The 15,393-nt window shown below is 71.8% G+C and carries 16 protein-coding genes; 7 read left to right on the top strand and 9 right to left on the bottom strand.

Annotated features, from left to right (window positions below):
* The first annotated feature begins 234 nt into the window (after positions 1-234).
* From ABZV34_RS03565 to ABZV34_RS03590, 6 genes are all read left to right on the top strand, one after another.
* On the top strand, positions 235-1,344 hold the full coding sequence (locus ABZV34_RS03565) for a PfkB family carbohydrate kinase (protein WP_356271057.1): 1,110 nt from the start codon (positions 235-237) through the stop codon (positions 1,342-1,344).
* Positions 1,345-1,496: 152 nt separating this feature from the next.
* Entirely contained in the window at positions 1,497-2,564 is a 1,068-nt protein-coding gene (locus tag ABZV34_RS03570; protein ID WP_356271059.1) for a PhoH family protein, read from the top strand.
* 12 nt (positions 2,565-2,576) lie between these two features.
* The gene (ybeY, locus tag ABZV34_RS03575; protein ID WP_356271061.1) at positions 2,577-3,074 is read left to right on the top strand and encodes an rRNA maturation RNase YbeY; all 498 of its coding nucleotides are present in this window, start codon (positions 2,577-2,579) and stop codon (positions 3,072-3,074) included.
* Entirely contained in the window at positions 3,071-4,375 is a 1,305-nt protein-coding gene (locus ABZV34_RS03580; protein WP_356271063.1) for a hemolysin family protein, read from the top strand. Before ybeY ends, ABZV34_RS03580 begins: the two co-directional genes overlap by 4 nt.
* Positions 4,372-4,731, top strand: a complete 360-nt coding sequence (locus ABZV34_RS03585; protein WP_356271065.1) for an MmcQ/YjbR family DNA-binding protein — start codon at positions 4,372-4,374, stop codon at positions 4,729-4,731. The genes ABZV34_RS03580 and ABZV34_RS03585 overlap by 4 nt, the downstream gene beginning before the upstream one ends.
* 69 nt (positions 4,732-4,800) lie before the next feature.
* A complete protein-coding gene (locus tag ABZV34_RS03590) occupies positions 4,801-5,154 on the top strand; it encodes a cytidine deaminase (RefSeq protein ID WP_356271067.1) in 354 nt (117 codons plus the stop codon).
* Between the two features lie 74 nt (positions 5,155-5,228).
* Here the strand turns inward: ABZV34_RS03590 and era are convergent, their stop codons facing one another.
* The gene (gene era, locus ABZV34_RS03595) at positions 5,229-6,188 is read right to left on the bottom strand and encodes a GTPase Era (RefSeq protein WP_356271069.1); all 960 of its coding nucleotides are present in this window, start codon (positions 6,186-6,188) and stop codon (positions 5,229-5,231) included.
* 259 nt (positions 6,189-6,447) lie between these two features.
* Between era and ABZV34_RS03600 the strand changes: the two genes are divergently transcribed.
* Positions 6,448-6,786: a P-II family nitrogen regulator gene (locus tag ABZV34_RS03600; protein ID WP_148013890.1), complete on the top strand. Its 339-nt coding sequence runs from the start codon at positions 6,448-6,450 to the stop codon at positions 6,784-6,786.
* Here ABZV34_RS03600 and ABZV34_RS03605 read toward each other — a convergent pair.
* From ABZV34_RS03605 to ABZV34_RS03640, 8 genes are all read right to left on the bottom strand, one after another.
* Complete coding sequence (locus ABZV34_RS03605) at positions 6,680-7,801, bottom strand: DUF916 domain-containing protein (RefSeq protein ID WP_356271071.1); 1,122 nt, start codon at positions 7,799-7,801, stop codon at positions 6,680-6,682. The two genes, ABZV34_RS03600 and ABZV34_RS03605, sit on opposite strands and share 107 nt — an antisense overlap.
* 70 nt (positions 7,802-7,871) lie before the next feature.
* Complete coding sequence (locus ABZV34_RS03610; RefSeq protein ID WP_356271073.1) at positions 7,872-9,209, bottom strand: beta-xylosidase; 1,338 nt, start codon at positions 9,207-9,209, stop codon at positions 7,872-7,874.
* A 228-nt stretch (positions 9,210-9,437) separates the two neighbouring features.
* A complete protein-coding gene (locus ABZV34_RS03615; RefSeq protein WP_356271074.1) occupies positions 9,438-9,911 on the bottom strand; it encodes a hypothetical protein in 474 nt (157 codons plus the stop codon).
* A gap of 311 nt (positions 9,912-10,222) precedes the next feature.
* A complete protein-coding gene (locus ABZV34_RS03620) occupies positions 10,223-11,032 on the bottom strand; it encodes a GNAT family N-acetyltransferase (RefSeq protein ID WP_356271076.1) in 810 nt (269 codons plus the stop codon).
* Positions 11,033-11,073: 41 nt separating this feature from the next.
* Positions 11,074-12,339 carry an MFS transporter gene (locus ABZV34_RS03625; protein ID WP_356271078.1) on the bottom strand — a complete coding sequence of 422 codons (1,266 nt, stop codon included), beginning with the start codon at positions 12,337-12,339 and terminating at the stop codon, positions 11,074-11,076.
* On the bottom strand, positions 12,336-13,661 hold the full coding sequence (locus ABZV34_RS03630; protein ID WP_356271080.1) for a GH1 family beta-glucosidase: 1,326 nt from the start codon (positions 13,659-13,661) through the stop codon (positions 12,336-12,338). Before ABZV34_RS03630 ends, ABZV34_RS03625 begins: the two co-directional genes overlap by 4 nt.
* Before the next feature lie 85 nt (positions 13,662-13,746).
* Positions 13,747-14,013 (bottom strand): protealysin inhibitor emfourin, encoded by a 267-nt coding sequence (locus ABZV34_RS03635; RefSeq protein ID WP_168528028.1) that lies wholly within the window; start codon positions 14,011-14,013, stop codon positions 13,747-13,749.
* Positions 14,014-14,045: 32 nt separating this feature from the next.
* Positions 14,046-15,119, bottom strand: a complete 1,074-nt coding sequence (locus ABZV34_RS03640) for a M4 family metallopeptidase (RefSeq protein WP_356271082.1) — start codon at positions 15,117-15,119, stop codon at positions 14,046-14,048.
* Positions 15,120-15,393 lie beyond the last annotated feature (274 nt).

The raw sequence follows: 15,393 nt of genomic DNA on the forward strand, positions 1-15,393 counted from the left end.
ACGCGCGGGCAATTTGTATCAAGCGGGTCCGGGTGGGAAACAGGCGGGGCGCCGTGATCTGGATCACGTTCTGTTTGGTGTGGTGAAGGCCGGGTAAACGCTCGGTTTTCCGTCCTGTGGCCCTGTTCGCTCCGAGGGCTCGATGCGCGACGGACGCCTCCGCGAGGTCCGCTCCGTCCCGCGGGCCAATTGGTGCACACTGGCCTGAATCCGCACCACCTCAGGGAGCGCACCGTGATCGCGTCCGACGGAGAGCGACCGTACTGCCAGGCCCACGTCGACCCGCTCGCCGGTCTGCGCACCCCCCAGGACCCGCCCTGGGACGTCTACCTCACCGGCACCGTCTTCCTCGACATCGTCTTCACGGGGCTCGACTCGGCCCCGGTGCGCGGGACGGAGTCCTGGGCGCGCGGCATGGGGTCGAGCCCCGGCGGGGTGGCGAACATGGCGACGGCGCTGGCCCGGCTCGGCCTGAAAACCTCCCTCGCCGCGGCCTTCGGGGACGACCACTACGGCGAGTACTGCTGGGACGCCCTGGAGCAGGGCGAGGGGATCGACCTCTCCCCGTCGCGCACCGTCTCCGGCTGGCACTCGCCGGTCACCGTGTCGATGGCCTACGAGGGCGAGCGGACGATGGTCAGCCACGGGCACGAGCCGCCGCCGGTGGAGACCGCCCCGGAACACGCCCCCCGCGCGCGGGCCGCCGTCGCCTCCCTGGCCCCCGGCACGCGCGCGCAGTGGATCGCCGAGTCCGCGCGCGCGGGCACCCGGATCTTCGCGGACGTCGGCTGGGACGACACCGGCCGCTGGGACCTCGCGGGCCTCGCGGACCTCGAACACTGCGAGGCGTTCCTGCCGAACGCCGAGGAGGCGATGCGCTACACCGGCGCGCGCTGCCCGCGGGCCGCGGCGCACGCGCTGGCCGAGCACGTACCGCTGGCCGTCGTCACCCTCGGTTCCGAGGGCGCCTACGCCGTGGACGGCCGCACCGGCGAGACCGCCGCGGTCCCGGCCATCGACGTCGAGGCCCTCGACCCCACCGGTGCCGGGGACGTCTTCGTCGCCGGCTTCGTGATGGGCACCCTCGCCGACTGGCCGCTCGCCGACCGCCTCGCCTTCGCCGGCCTCACCGCCGCCCTGTCCGTCCAGGAGTTCGGCGGCTCCCTCTCGGCCCCCGGCTGGTCCGAGATCGCGGCCTGGTGGCGCCGTGTCCAGTCCGTCGACGACCAGGATCCGGCGGCACTGCGCCGGTACGCCTTCCTGGAGGGCCTGCTGCCGGAGGTGACACGGCCGTGGCCGCTGCGGCGGGCGGTGCCGACGATCGGGTTCGGGCGGTCGGTGTGAACCGGGCCCGGGGGAAAGGGCGGGACCGCAGGGAGTCGTGACGAAAAGCCCTACGGCTCTGTCAGTGCGGAGACGTACGCTGGGAACCGCAAGGCTGCCCCCGTGGCAAGCGTGCCGATCAAGGAGGAAAAGCAGGCCTACAGAGCCGGCCCATGACTCAGACACCCACAGCTCACGGCCCCGCGCAGGGGCAGGCGCGCGCGCACTTCACCGTCCCGGCCAAGCACCCCATGGTGACTGTTCTGGGTTCCGGAGACGCACTGCTGCGCGTGATCGAGAAGGCCTTCCCGGCGGCCGACATCCACGTCCGGGGCAACGAGATCAGTGCGGTCGGCGACGCCGGTGAAGTCGCCCTCGTCCAGCGCCTGTTCGACGAGATGATGCTGGTGCTCCGCACGGGGCAGCCGATGACGGAGGACGCAGTGGAACGCTCGATCGCCATGCTGAGGGCGAGCGAGAACGGGGAGGGCGACGGCGAGGAGACCCCCGCCGAAGTGCTCACACAGAACATCCTGTCCTCGCGCGGCCGCACCATCCGACCCAAGACGCTCAACCAGAAGCGGTACGTCGACGCCATCGACAAGCACACCATCGTCTTCGGCATCGGCCCAGCCGGCACCGGCAAGACCTACCTCGCGATGGCGAAGGCCGTGCAGGCGCTCCAGTCCAAGCAGGTCAACCGCATCATCCTGACCCGCCCCGCGGTGGAGGCGGGCGAGCGCCTCGGCTTCCTGCCCGGCACGCTCTACGAGAAGATCGACCCCTACCTGCGCCCGCTGTACGACGCGCTGCACGACATGCTCGACCCGGACTCGATCCCCCGGCTGATGGCGGCCGGCACGATCGAGGTCGCGCCCCTGGCCTATATGCGTGGCCGTACCCTTAATGACGCTTTCATCATCCTGGACGAGGCCCAGAACACCAGCGCCGAGCAGATGAAGATGTTCCTCACCCGCCTCGGCTTCGAATCGAAGATCGTGATCACGGGTGACGTGACGCAGGTCGACCTGCCGAACGGGACGCAGTCGGGCCTGCGCCAGGTCCAGGACATCCTGGAGGGCCTCGACGACGTGCACTTCTCACGGCTCACGTCCCACGATGTCGTACGGCACAAGCTGGTCGGCCGTATCGTCGACGCGTACGAGAAGTACGACAGCGAGAACGGCACCGAGAACGGCTCCCGCAGGGGCCGCGGCAACGCCGGACACAAGGGGAAGTAGACCAGCACCAGCATGTCGATCGACGTCAACAACGAGTCCGGAACCGAGGTCGACGAGCAGGCGATCCTCGACATCGCCCGCTACGCGCTCGCACGGATGCGCATCCACCCGCTCTCCGAACTCTCGGTGATCGTCGTGGACGCCGACGCCATGGAGCAGCTCCACATCCAGTGGATGGACCTGCCGGGTCCCACGGACGTCATGTCCTTCCCCATGGACGAACTGCGCCCGCCGTCCAAGGACGACGACGAGCCGCCGCAGGGCCTGCTCGGCGACATCGTGCTGTGCCCGGAGGTCGCCGAGCGGCAGGGCAAGGACGCGCCGACGCAGCACTCCATGGACGAGGAGCTCCAGCTCCTCACCGTCCACGGAGTGCTGCACCTGCTCGGCTACGACCACGAGGAATCCGACGAGAAGGCCGAGATGTTCGGCCTCCAGGCGGCCATCGTGGACGGCTGGCGCGCGGAGAAGGGCATGACGGGCCCCTCACCGGCCCCGACCGTGTCATGAGCCCTCAACTCGTTCTCGGCGCCGTCCTGCTGGTCGTCGTCGCCTGGCTCGCCGCCTGCGCGGAGGCGGGCCTCGCGCGCGTCTCCAGCTTCCGCGCCGAGGAGGCCGTACGCAGCGGGCGGCGCGGCAGCGCCAACCTCGCGCAGGTCGCCGCCGATCCGACCCGCTATCTCAACGTGGCGCTGCTCGTCCGGGTGGCCTGCGAGATGGCGGCCGCCGCGCTCGTCACGTACGCCTGCCTGCAGGAGTTCGACAAGACCTGGCAGGCACTCGGGGTCGCCATCGGCGTCATGGTCCTCGTCTCGTACGTCGCCGTCGGCGTCTCACCGCGCACCATCGGTCGCCAGCACCCGCTGAACACGGCGACCGTCGCCTCGTACGTCCTGCTGCCGCTCGCGCGGATCATGGGCCCGATCCCGTCGCTGCTCATCCTCATCGGCAACGCGCTGACCCCCGGCAAGGGCTTCCGGCGCGGCCCCTTCGCCTCCGAGGCCGAGCTGCGCGCGCTCGTCGACCTCGCGGAGAAGGAGTCGCTGATCGAGGACGAGGAGCGCCGCATGGTGCACTCGGTCTTCGAGCTCGGCGACACCCTCGTGCGCGAGGTCATGGTGCCGCGCACCGACCTTGTCGTCATCGAGCGGTACAAGACCATCCGGCAGGCGCTCACCCTGGCCCTGCGCTCCGGCTTCTCGCGCGTTCCCGTCACCGGGGAGAGCGAGGACGACATCGTCGGCGTCGTGTACCTGAAGGACCTGGCGCGCAAGACGCACATCAGCCGCGACGCCGAGTCCGAGCTCGTGTCGACGGCCATGCGGCCCGCCACCTTCGTGCCCGACACCAAGAACGCGGGCGATCTGCTGCGCGAGATGCAGCAGGAGCGCAATCACGTCGCCGTCGTCATCGACGAGTACGGCGGCACGGCCGGCATCGTCACCATCGAGGACATCCTGGAGGAGATCGTCGGCGAGATCACCGACGAGTACGACCGTGAACTGCCGCCGGTCCAGGAGCTCGGCGACGACCGCTACCGGGTGACCGCGCGCCTCGACATCGGCGACCTCGGTGAGCTGTACGGCTTCGAGGCGTACGACGACGAGGACGTGGAGACGGTCGGCGGCCTGCTCGCCAAGGCGCTCGGCCGGGTCCCGATCGCCAGTGCCTCGTCCCTTGTCGAACTGCCCGATGGGCGGGAGCTGCGGCTGACCGCGGAGGCCGCGGCCGGACGCCGGAACAAGATCGTCACGGTGCTCGTCGAACCGGCCGCCACCGCCGAACCCCGCGAGGAGGAGAAGCCGGAATGACCCCGCGGCAACTGCGCGCGCTCTGCCTCTCCTTCAACGCGGCCGTCGAGGAGTTCCCCTTCAACCCGGAGACCTCGGTCTTCAAGGTCCTGGGCAAGCTCTTCGCGCTCTCGAGCCTGGACGCGCGCCCGCTGACGGTCAACCTCAAGTGCGCCCCGGAGGACGCGATCCGGCTGCGCGGCGAGCGCCCCGGACTGATCATCCCCGGCTACCACATGAACAAGCGCCACTGGAACACCGTGACGGCCGACGGCGGGCTCCCGGACCGTGTCGTCCGGGAGCTCGTCGAGGACTCGTACGATCTCGTCGTCGCCGGTCTGCCGAAGGCCGAGCGCCTCCGGCTCGACCGCCCCTGAGCCGCCGGCCCGACTGGCCGGTCGTGGACCGCCGCGCGGGGCCCGGACGGCACTTCGTATGCTCGGTGCATGACCGACAGCAGCGCGCTCGACCCCGAGGACCGCAAGATCGTCACCCTGGCCCGTTCCGCGCGGGCACGGAGCGGGGTGCCCGAGGGGGCGGCCGTCCGGGACGAGACGGGCCGTACCTATGTCGCCGGCACCGTGGACCTGCCCTCGCTGCGGCTGAGCGCCCTGCGGACGGCGGTGGCGATGGCGGTGGCGTCCGGGGCGAAGTCCCTGGAGGCGGCGGCGGTGGTCTCCGGGGCGGAGTCCGTTCCGGAGGAGGACCGGGCGGCCGTACGCGATCTCGGTGGGGCGGATACGCCGGTGCTGCTGGCGGGGCCGGACGGGGTGGTACGTGTGACGGTGACCGCGGGCTGACTCCGTCGGTCGCCCGACGTTCCCGCGCGGCCGCGCCCCCGCGGGAATGATCGGGGGCGCGGCTCCGGGAAGGGTCAGAAACCCAGTTTGCGGAGCTGGCGGGGGTCTCGCTGCCAGTCCTTGGCGACCTTCACATGGAGGTCGAGGAACACCGGTGTGCCCAGCAGCGCCTCGATCTGCTTGCGGGACTTGATCCCGACCTCCTTCAGGCGCTTGCCCTTGGGGCCGATGATGATGCCCTTCTGGCTGGGGCGCTCGATGTAGACGAAGGCGTGGATGTCGAGGAGCGGTCTGTCGGCGGGCCGGTCCTCGCGCGGGAGCATCTCCTCCACGACGACGGCGATGGAGTGCGGCAGTTCGTCGCGTACGCCTTCCAGGGCCGCCTCACGGATCAGCTCCGCGACCATGACCTGCTCGGGCTCGTCGGTCAGGTCGCCCTCGGGGTACAGGGCGGGCCCCTCGGGGATGAGCGGGACGATCAGGTCGGCCAGCAGGCCCACCTGCTGGTCGGCGACCGCCGACACCGGCACGATCTCCGCCCACTCGAATCCCAGCTCCTGACCGAGCTGGTCGATGGCGATGAGCTGCTCGGCGAGCGTCTTGCTGTCCACGAGGTCGGTCTTCGTGACGATCGCGATCTTCGGCGTCTTCTTGATCGACGCCAGCTCCTTCGCGATGAAACGATCCCCCGGGCCGAGCTTCTCGTTCGCGGGCAGGCAGAAGCCGATGACGTCCACTTCGGCCCACGTCGTGCGCACGACGTCGTTGAGGCGCTCGCCCAGCAGGGTGCGCGGCTTGTGCAGACCGGGGGTGTCGACCAGGATCAGCTGCGCGTCGGGGCGGTGCACGATGCCCCGTACCGTGTGCCGCGTGGTCTGCGGCTGGTTGGCGGTGATCGCCACCTTCTGGCCGACCAGAGCATTCGTGAGAGTGGACTTGCCCGCGTTGGGACGGCCCACGAAACAGGCGAAACCGGCGCGATGGGTGGCCTCGGACGGCTCGGATGACTGACTACGAACGCTCATGGCGCCCATTCTCCCTGATCCACGGGCACCTGCCGCACGCCGTGCGCCCCCAGCGCCCGCGGCGGGGTTCCGCAAGCCCCCACGCACCACGGACCGCTCCTTCCGCACGCTTCGGCGAGGGAGTCGGCCGCCGGGCGGACGAGGTGCGCGAACACACCGGCCGCCGCCCCACGGCGCACGCCGGAACCGCTTACGATCACGGGGTCCCGGGCCACCGGGCCCCGGTCCCGTCGTCCCTCCCCACCGCGCAGAAGGCCAGGACCCAGGCATGAAGCTCATCACCGCGATCGTCAAGCCGTACCGTCTCGACGAGGTCAAGACCGCTCTGCAGGAACTCGGCGTCCACGGCCTGACCGTGACGGAGGCCAGCGGGTACGGGCGCCAGCACGGGCACACCGAGGTGTACCGCGGTGCCGAGTACCAGGTCGACCTCGTCCCCAAGGTCCGTATCGAGGTGGTCGTCGAGGACGCGGACGCCGGCCCGGCCGTCGACGCGATCGTCAAGGCCGCGCGGACGGGGAAGATCGGCGACGGGAAGGTGTGGACGGTCCCGGTGGAGACGGTGGTGCGGGTACGGACGGACGAGCGCGGCCCCGACGCCCTCTGAACGGCCACGGACGGCCACGGCCCCGCGCCGCTCCGGGCGTCCACGGCCACCCCCGCCCGCCACGCGCCCTGATCACGACGACCGTGCCGCCGAGTGCCGCCGCCAGTACCAGGGCCAGCACCAGCCACGGCAGGGCGAGGAAGGACGTGCTCGCGGACTGCCGGGTGCCCTGCGCGCTCGCGGTCAGGGTCACGTCGCCCCAGTCGAGCTGAGGTGCCCCGCGCCACGGCTCGCTCAGCCGCACCCGCTGTCCGGGCAGCAGCTCGGCGGGGATCCTGGTCAGGCCCCGGGACAACAGCGTCCGCCCGAAGAGACCCTCCGCCTTCAGCCGCACCCTCGGGTCCAGCGTCACGTTGCCCGTGTTGTGGAGGGTGTAGGAGATGGTGGCGGTGCTGATGCCCGTGCCGGGAACCAGCGGCTGGTGGTGGCTGATACGGACCTTCTCGACGGCGAGGGCGGGGACCGTCGGTCCGCCGACCCGGAGATAGATCCGCGCGCCGACCGCCCGCTGCACCCCCATCGCGACCCCTCCGGAGCCCGGATCGATCCGCTCGTCGAGCGCGACCAGCGCGCCGGCGTGGTCGCCGGGTTCGGCCCGCTCGGGGACCCGGAGCGTGAACGGGACGGTGACCGAGCCGTGCGCGGGAACCGTCACCCGGGAGCGGGCCGGCCGCGCCCAGGCGCCCACCTCCCGCTGTCGCTCCTTCGCCGTGCGCACGGCGAAGCCCCCGTCGCGGGCGGTGTTGTACGCGTCGGCGGCGTAGAGCCGGAAGGCCAGCGGGGCACCGGTCTTGTTGGTGACGGTGACCTTGTCCCTGACCGTGGTGCCCGGGTCGGCGGAGAGGATGAAGTACGGCCGTGCGGAGAGCTGGGTCGCGAACGGGTAGACGGACCAGCTGCCGTTGTCGGCGGCGTACGCGCGGGACGCGGCCGGCGCGAGCAGGACGAGCGGGGCGAGCAGGAGGTACAGGAGGTACCGGGGGACGGACAGCGGGAGGGCGTACGGCTTGCGCATGGGTGCGGACCCCCACGGACGAGGTGGACGGGCGGGTGCGCGCCCGGCCACCGGGGTACGGACGGACCGGTCAGGTGAGCGTCAGCGTGAGCACGCCGGCGTACGAGCCCGGCGGGGTGAACGCGGGTACGTTCAGTGACAGGCCCGCGTCGACGGTGAACTCACCGCCGGTGAGGCCCCCGTTGGGAGTGGACGCCAGCGTCGCTCCCGAACTCCCGACCGTGCCGGACGAACCGGCCTGACAGGTGCTCGGACTGGCCGCCTTGGTGGCGCAGGCGGGGCTCCAGCTCAGCCGGCCGGCGTCGATCTTGGCGCCGGGACCGGTGAAGTCGGTGACCTTGCCGGTCAGGGACCAGCCCGCGGGTCCGCCGCGGAAGTCCTTGACGGTCACCGTGCGCAGGGCTCCGTTCGAGGCCCCGCCCTGGCCGAAGTCGACCGCCGAGAGCTGGACGGCGTCCCCGGCCTGTGACATCGACAGTGTCCCCGCTTTCACCGTGGTGGTGAGTTTCTGGGCGTTGCCGGGGACGGGCGTGTCGTCGACGACGACGTACGCCGCCGGTCCCGCGCCCTTGGCGTCGCTCCAGCTCGCGCCCTCGTACGCCACCACACCGGTCGTCGTCTTGTCGTTGACGGCCAGCGTGCCGCTGAACGCGCCTTGGGCGTCGGCGGTGGCGGTGGCGGTGTCGGCGGTCTGGGTGGCCCCGGACCGTCCGGCGAGGGTCACGGTGGCGCCCGGGGAGAAGTGGCTGCCGGTGACGGTCACGCTGTCACCGGGCTTCCCGGAGGCCGTGCCGAGGGTGATGGCACGGGTGTTGGTCTGACTCCCGTCCGTAGCGGTGACCGTGTCGGAGACCGGGGCGGGCGGGTTGGTGACCGTGCAGGGTGTGTCGAGTTCCAGGATGTAGCTGGTGTGGATGTTGTAGTCGCCGGGCGAGAGCGTGATGGCGCCCGGCGCGGTGACCGTGAAGGTGCCGGTCATGCTGAACGACGGGAAGGGGGCGTTGCCCGCGACCGGGTCGTTCTTCTTGGGGCCCGCGACGGTGATGGAGCCCGCCTGGGCCCCGCCGAGGGTGACCTTGCCGGTGGGCGTCATGATGTCGGCCGGCAGGTTGATGGCGGTGGGGTTGCTCGCGGCGGGTGTGACCACCTTGTACGTGACGGTGACGGTGTCACCGACCTTGGGCGTGGCGTTGTCCACCGAGACGACCGCGGTGGTGGTGCCGTCGATCGGGGGGATGCCCGCGATCGCCGGCGGGATGCAGTGCGTGGCGAAGTCCACGTTCTGGGATTCCGTGGACACGGCTCCGGCCGGGGCGGCCAGCGCCCCGCCCGCGGTGACCGCCAGCGCGGTCGCCCCGAGCAGCGCCGCCCAGCGGCGTCTTCGGGTTGTCGAACCCGTGGTTCCCATGGTTGTTGCCCCCTCCTGAGGGATGCGGGCGCAGCGGCTCGTCCGCGCCGACAGGGGGCCATTGACGTGCGGGCCGTGAGAGAAGTCAATGGAACGCCGGGCCATCAACTGATGGGCCATCAGGTTGTGTCAAGGTCACCGGACCGGCCGGCCGGCGGGCGGGACCGGCGTGCGGACCGGTGCCGCTGCGCGCGGGCGGCACCGGCCCTCACCTGCGCGGGAGGGGGATCAGTCGAAGACGAACGGGCCCGGTGACTGCGGCGCGTCCGCGGTGCACGAGAGGGTGATGCCGAAGACCACCATCCGCAGGGAGCCGCCGTACACGTCCAGGCTGTCCCCGGAGGCGACGGTGCCGTCGAGCGGACCCACGGAGACTCCGCCGCCGGCCGCGATGGCGGGGTTCTTCGTGCCGGTGAACGCGGTGGTGCCGCCCCCGGCCTTGGTCAGCGTCAGCGTGGAGGCGATCGAGTCCCGCGCCAGGGGGAGCGGGGAGGTGATCGAGGTGGAGCTGAGGGTCATCGTCGCGGCCGTGCCGTCCTGGGTGGCCGTGAGGGTGGCCGCCCCGCCGCCGCCGAGTGTGCAGGTGGCGCTGATGGTGGCGGTCAGCGGGCTGACGGCCGCGGCGGTCGGCGCGAGGGCCAGGCCTGTCGCGGCGAGGGCGCAGGCGGCCGCCGCCGTGATTCCCAGTTGTTTGCGTCTCATCGGGTTCCCTTCCCTGGTACGGGAATTGCCATGTGGGGATGGAGGGACGGCACCGGTGTCCCCGGTGCCGGGCACACGGACGCGTCACCGGGGCTCCGGTGCGGGTGCGGAGAGACGTGTACGCGGACCGTCCGTGAGCGGGGTGCGGGATGCCGCCCGGCGTATCTGACGGTCCGTCGGAATGTACGGTTCCATTGATGCGCGAGCGGCGTGGGATGGCAAGGGACACCCGGGGGATTCCTCGGAGGCTCGGCGAAAGTGGCCGAAGTCCATCCGTCCGCGGAGCGCGGTCGGGGGCCGGTGTCCCCCGGTCACTCCACGGGTTCCGCGATCAGCGCCGTGGCCACGCGCCGGAAGCCCAGGCGGGCGTACATACGGGCCACGTCGTCGTCCCCGGCCGACAGGAACACGGTGTCGACGCCCCGCTCGCGCGCGTCCGCCACCAGCGCGGCGGTGACACCCGAGGCCAGACCGCGGCGGCGTGCGGCGGGCAGGGTGCCGACGCCCACGATCTCGCTCACGCGGCCGACGGGGAGGTGCATCCCGGAGCAGAGCGCGACGCCCTCCCCGACCGCCGCGGCAAGGACGCCGCGGCCCGCCCGGATACGGTCCGCGATGGCGGAAACCTCGCCCGCGCGGGCGGTGATCTCGGCGGCCAGTGCCTCGGCCCCGGCCTCGCCCACCGCGGTGCCGGGCGCCGCGAAGGCGAGGTGCGGCACCGCCGACGCGCCCGCGAGGAAGGGGTCTTCGGGCCCCAGGACGCGGACCAGGGGATGCGGGCCGGGCAGCGGAGCGTCCTGGTCGCGGATCATCAGGGGGTGCGCGTGCACCCGTAGCCCACTCGCCTCGACGGCCGCCCGCAGGCCGGGTGTCACCTCCGCCACCCACTCGAAGGCCTCGGGCACTCCCAGCTCCCGCTGCCGCGCCCGCACCCGGTCCGCGTCCGCGACCGTGGCCGCCGGACCCGTCCATCCCAGCGTGGGGCGCGCGTAGTACGGCCAGCCGTCCGTCTCCCGCACGAAGAGGGTCAGTGGCCCGAAGTCCTCGGTCCGCGCGGCGGCGCGCGGTACCGAGTCGTAGTAATGCTCCAGCCGGTCCAGCGGTGTGCGCACGGTGGTCATGACGTCATCCAAGACGAACGGCCCCGGCCGGGCACCCGGATTCAGTCGACGCCCCTGATCCGCCGCACCAGCACCGCCCCCGCGAGTCCGATCACCGCCGCCACCAGGTACAGCATCCGGTAGCCGCCCAGGTAGGTCACGATGGGGGCCGCCAGCGCCGGGGCGGCCACCTGGGGCAGGGCGTTGGCGACGTTGATGACGCCGAGGTCCTTGCCGCGGTCCAGGGCCGTGGGCAGCACGTCCGTCATCAGGGCGAAGTCGACCGAGGTGAAGACGCCGAAGCCGACGCCCAGCACCGCCGCCGCGAGGATCGCGCCCGGCCAGGTCTGCCAGCCGGACAGGACCCCCGTGGCGAGCGCCATCAGGACACCCGACCAGATCACGAACGGCTTGCGGCGGCCCACCCGGTCCGACCACGCCCCGCCGACCACGACCGTGGCCAGCAGCGTGACACCGTTGACCGCCGTCAGGATCAGCACACCGTTCTCGGGGTCGCCGTAGTGCAGCCGGTCCCGCAGGTAGTACAGCAGGTAGAGCAGGACGAGGGCGTTGCTGAGGTTGATCAGGAAGCGGGTCAGCCAGGCCCAGGCCAGGTCCGGATGGTCGCGGGGGCTCAGCCGGAAGGAGGCGGCGAAGGAGCGCCACGACCAGGGCGGCCGGTGGGCGGGGGACAGCCGCAGGTCAGGGAAGCGCAGCACGTACGGCAGGACGCCCACCAGCGTGAACACCGCGCAGGCCGCGTAGCCGCCGCCCACGCCCCCGGCCACGGTCGCCAGGCCCGTCCCGCCGACCACGCCCAGGATCTGCGCCGCGCCCAGCCAGCCGCCCACCGAGCCCCGCTGGAGCCGGGGCACCCGGTCGGGGACGGCCGCGGTGACCGCGGCGAAGGCGGCGTTCAGGGTCAGCTGGACCAGGCACCAGCCCAGCGCCATCGTCCAGATCCCGCCGGCCCCCGCCAGGAGCAGCAGCGAGAGCGCGCCGCCCGCGGACCCGGCCACGATCCACGGCGTCCGGCGGCCCCGGCGGGCCGTGGTCCGGTCGGAGAGCGCGCCGAAGACGGGGTTGGCGACCAGCGACACGACCGCGCCCGCGCCGGTCACCCACGCCAGCACCGTCTCCTTGGACAGGCCGGTGCCGGGTGCGAAGTCCTCCGCCTGGGAGGCGAGGAGGATCTGCAGCGGGCCGTACCAGCCCACCCAGATCGCCCCGTTGGCGAGCGAGAGCGCCGAGATCCAGCCCCGGCCGACCCGTTCGACGGGCTCGGCGAGGGCGCTCGGGGGCGTCACGGCCGGGTCCGCCGCCGTCATCCCCGCGCCCGCAGGGCGTCCCGCAGCCAGACGTACGACGCCTTCGGAGTGCGCTTTTGTGTGTCGTAGTCGACGTGCACCAGCCCGAAGCGGCGCGCGTAGCCCTCCGCCCACTCGAAGTTGTCCAGCAGCGACCACACGAAGTAGCCGCGGACGTCCACGCCCTGCTCCGACGCCCGGTGCAGGGCCCGGACATGACCGTCGAGGAACGCGATCCGCTCCTGGTCGTCGATGCCCTCGTAACTGCAGCCGTTCTCGGTGATGACCACCGGGGGGAGCCGGTCGCCGTAGCGCTCACGGAAGCCCACCAGCAGTTCGGTCAGCGCCTCGGGGACGACCGCCCAGCCGAAGTCCGTGACCGGGTACCCCTCCAGTTCCCGGACGGAGAAGGGGAGTTCGGCGGGCAGGGTCAGTCCGCCGAACTCGATCTCCGTGCCCTGGGGAGCGCCCACCCGGGTCGGCTGGTAGTAGTTGATCCCGTACCAGTCCAGCGGCTCCGCGATCACCTTCAGGTCCGCCTCGACGCCTTCGGGGTGTCCCGGCATCAGCTCACCGATGCCCTCGGGATAGCGGCCCAGCAGCAGCGGTTCCGCGAACAGCCGGTTGAGCAGGAGGTCGTAGAAGTCCGCGGCCGCCACGTCCTCGGGGCTCCCGGACGCCGCCCAGGTCGGCCCGTGCGAGTTGGCGATCCCGATGTCGCAGGCCCCGGCCGCGCGCAGCGCCCGTACCGCCAGACCGTGCGCGAGGAGCTGGTGGTGGGCCACCGGCAGCGCGTCGAAGAGCAGCCGCCTGCCGGGGGCGTGCGCCCCGAGCGCGTGGCCCAGCAGAGTGTGTTCGGCGGGCTCGTTCAGGGTGATCCACTTCCGCACGCGGTCACCGAGCCGGGCGGCGACGACACCGGCGTACTCGGCGAAGCGCTCCGCCGTGTCCCGGTTCAGCCAGTCCAGCTCCAGCGGCAGGTCCCAGTGGAAGAGGGTCGGGACGGGGCGCACCCCGGCCGCGCACAGCGCGTCGACGAGCCGGTCGTAGAAGTCGAGGCCGCCGGGGGAGTTCACCCGGGGCCAGGAGACCGAGAAGCGGTACGCGTCCACGCCCAGGTCGGCGAGGAGCGCCACGTCCTCGGGGTAGCGGTGGTAGTGGTCGCAGGCCACCGCCGCGGTCGAGCCGTCCTTGACGCGGCCCGGCTCGGCGGTGAAGGCGTCCCACACCGAGGGGTCGCGCTCCTGGACGGCGCCCTCGATCTGGTGGGCCGAGGTGGACACGCCCCAGAGGAAGCCGGGCGGGAACTGCGGTAGGAGGTTCGTCGCCATGCGCGCGATCATCCTTACCGGCAGTAAAGGAAGTCAACGGGCGGGCGTGAAACAGGAGTTGCTGTTCATTCGGTGGCGCCCGTCCCGGCGGCCCCTCTCACGCCCCTTCTTTGAGCACCCGCGAGATCAGCTCCCTCTGCTCCTCCGTGAGGCTCGGGTCGGCCGCGTACACCGTCCTGCCGTCGACCGTGATCTCGTAGCTGAAACCGTCCGGGACCCCGGCGGGGCGGGTGCCCCGGCCGGCGGCGACCGCCCGCTCGGCCAGGGCCTGCCACTCACGGCCGTCGGCCCGCCCCGAGGTGTCCATCTCGGCCCGGCGCTCGATGCCCGCGAATCCACCCGTGCGCCTCACCTGAATACGCATGGGTCCTGTCTAGTACGGATCGGGCGCCGGGGCTACGACGTCGCGACCCCGACCTGCTCCCAGGCCTTCGTCACCCCTTGCAGTTCCTCGCCCTCCCCGTACCGGCTGCGCGCCCGTGCGACCGTCAGTTCGGCGAAGTCGGCGAAGCTCGCCTGCGACTGCAGCTCGCCGCCGGTGAGGACGTCGTACCAGATCTGCCCGGCCCGCTCCCAGGCGTGGCCGCCGAGTGCCTGGGCGACGAGGTAGAAGGCGTGGTTGGGGATGCCGGAGTTGATGTGGACGCCTCCGTTGTCGCGGCCGGTGCGCACATAGCCGTCCATCGTCGCGGGCTGCGGGTCCTTGCCGAGCACGTCGTCGTCGTAGGCGCTGCCCGGCTCCTTCATGGAACGCAGCGCCTGGCCGGTGACCCGAGGGGCGAGCAGTCCGGCGCCGATCAGCCAGTCGGCCTCGGCCGCGGTCTGGCCGAGGGTGTACTGCTTGATCAGCGAGCCGAAGACGTCGGACATGGACTCGTTGAGCGCGCCCGGCTGGCCGAAGTAGGTGAGGTTCGCCGTGTACTGGGTGACGCCGTGGGTCAGCTCGTGGCCGATGACGTCGACGGGGATGGTGAAGTCGAGGAAGATCTCGCCGTCACCGTCCCCGAAGACCATCTGCTCGCCGTTCCAGAAGGCGTTGTTGTAGTCCCGGTCGTAGTGCACGCTCGCGTCGAGGGGAAGTCCCGCGCCGTTGATCGAGTTGCGGGCGTAGGCGTTCAGGTACAGGTCGAAGGTGGCCCCCAGGCCGGCGTACGCGCGGTTGACGGTGGCGTCCTTGCCGGGGGCGTCTCCCTCGCCGCGGACCTTCCTGCCGGGCAGGTCCTGGTGGTGGCGGGCGTCGTAGACGGTGCGCCGCGGCTTGTCCGCGGCCGCGTCCTGCGGCGCTGCCACCGCGGGCGCGCCGATGACCGTGGTCAGCCGGCGGTGGGTGCGCTCGAAGGCGTCGCGCTCCAGGGTGCGGCGCGCGGGTCCGGAGAGCGCGGGGTCCTCGTGCCGGGCCAGCGTGTCGAGGACGTGGGGCGGCACGATGGTGCAGAAGACAGGCTCGAAGCCTGCCGCGTTGGCGGTCATGCCCGGCACGATTGCACTGAGTCACGCCGGTGTCACTACCGGCGACCAAGATCGTGTGAAATGCGCTGATAGGGAGTGCCTCCGTCCGCTCCCGAGTGGTATGAAGGCTCACCCTGAGTGATGTGACGAACGTCTTGTCTGTTTTCTACCTTTTTCTTCCTTATGGGCCGACGATCCCGCATACTGATACAGCCCCCCGTACGGAGCGTGGCTCGGCTAGGCTGCGGAGCATCATGCGTTTCGGGCTGCTTCTCCTTAGCTGCCGCGGCGAGGG

The organism is Streptomyces sp. NPDC005195, assembly GCF_040608315.1.
GTDB lineage: Bacteria > Actinomycetota > Actinomycetes > Streptomycetales > Streptomycetaceae > Streptomyces > Streptomyces kaempferi.

Excerpts from the sequence above, each read along its gene's own strand:
- ybeY (WP_356271061.1), top strand. The coding sequence starts at position 2,577 with ATGTCGATCGACGTCAACAACGAGTCCGGAACCGAGGTCGACGAGCAG.
- ABZV34_RS03600 (WP_148013890.1), top strand. The coding sequence starts at position 6,448 with ATGAAGCTCATCACCGCGATCGTCAAGCCGTACCGTCTCGACGAGGTC.
- ABZV34_RS03620 (WP_356271076.1), bottom strand. The coding sequence starts at position 11,032 with ATGACCACCGTGCGCACACCGCTGGACCGGCTGGAGCATTACTACGAC.
- ABZV34_RS03585 (WP_356271065.1), top strand. The coding sequence starts at position 4,372 with ATGACCCCGCGGCAACTGCGCGCGCTCTGCCTCTCCTTCAACGCGGCC.
- ABZV34_RS03635 (WP_168528028.1), bottom strand. The coding sequence starts at position 14,013 with ATGCGTATTCAGGTGAGGCGCACGGGTGGATTCGCGGGCATCGAGCGC.
- ABZV34_RS03640 (WP_356271082.1), bottom strand. The coding sequence starts at position 15,119 with ATGACCGCCAACGCGGCAGGCTTCGAGCCTGTCTTCTGCACCATCGTG.
- ABZV34_RS03615 (WP_356271074.1), bottom strand. The coding sequence starts at position 9,911 with ATGAGACGCAAACAACTGGGAATCACGGCGGCGGCCGCCTGCGCCCTC.
- ABZV34_RS03570 (WP_356271059.1), top strand. The coding sequence starts at position 1,497 with ATGACTCAGACACCCACAGCTCACGGCCCCGCGCAGGGGCAGGCGCGC.
- ABZV34_RS03610 (WP_356271073.1), bottom strand. The coding sequence starts at position 9,209 with ATGGGAACCACGGGTTCGACAACCCGAAGACGCCGCTGGGCGGCGCTG.
- ABZV34_RS03590 (WP_356271067.1), top strand. The coding sequence starts at position 4,801 with ATGACCGACAGCAGCGCGCTCGACCCCGAGGACCGCAAGATCGTCACC.
- era (WP_356271069.1), bottom strand. The coding sequence starts at position 6,188 with ATGGGCGCCATGAGCGTTCGTAGTCAGTCATCCGAGCCGTCCGAGGCC.
- ABZV34_RS03625 (WP_356271078.1), bottom strand. The coding sequence starts at position 12,339 with ATGACGGCGGCGGACCCGGCCGTGACGCCCCCGAGCGCCCTCGCCGAG.
- ABZV34_RS03605 (WP_356271071.1), bottom strand. The coding sequence starts at position 7,801 with ATGCGCAAGCCGTACGCCCTCCCGCTGTCCGTCCCCCGGTACCTCCTG.
- ABZV34_RS03630 (WP_356271080.1), bottom strand. The coding sequence starts at position 13,661 with ATGATCGCGCGCATGGCGACGAACCTCCTACCGCAGTTCCCGCCCGGC.
- ABZV34_RS03580 (WP_356271063.1), top strand. The coding sequence starts at position 3,071 with ATGAGCCCTCAACTCGTTCTCGGCGCCGTCCTGCTGGTCGTCGTCGCC.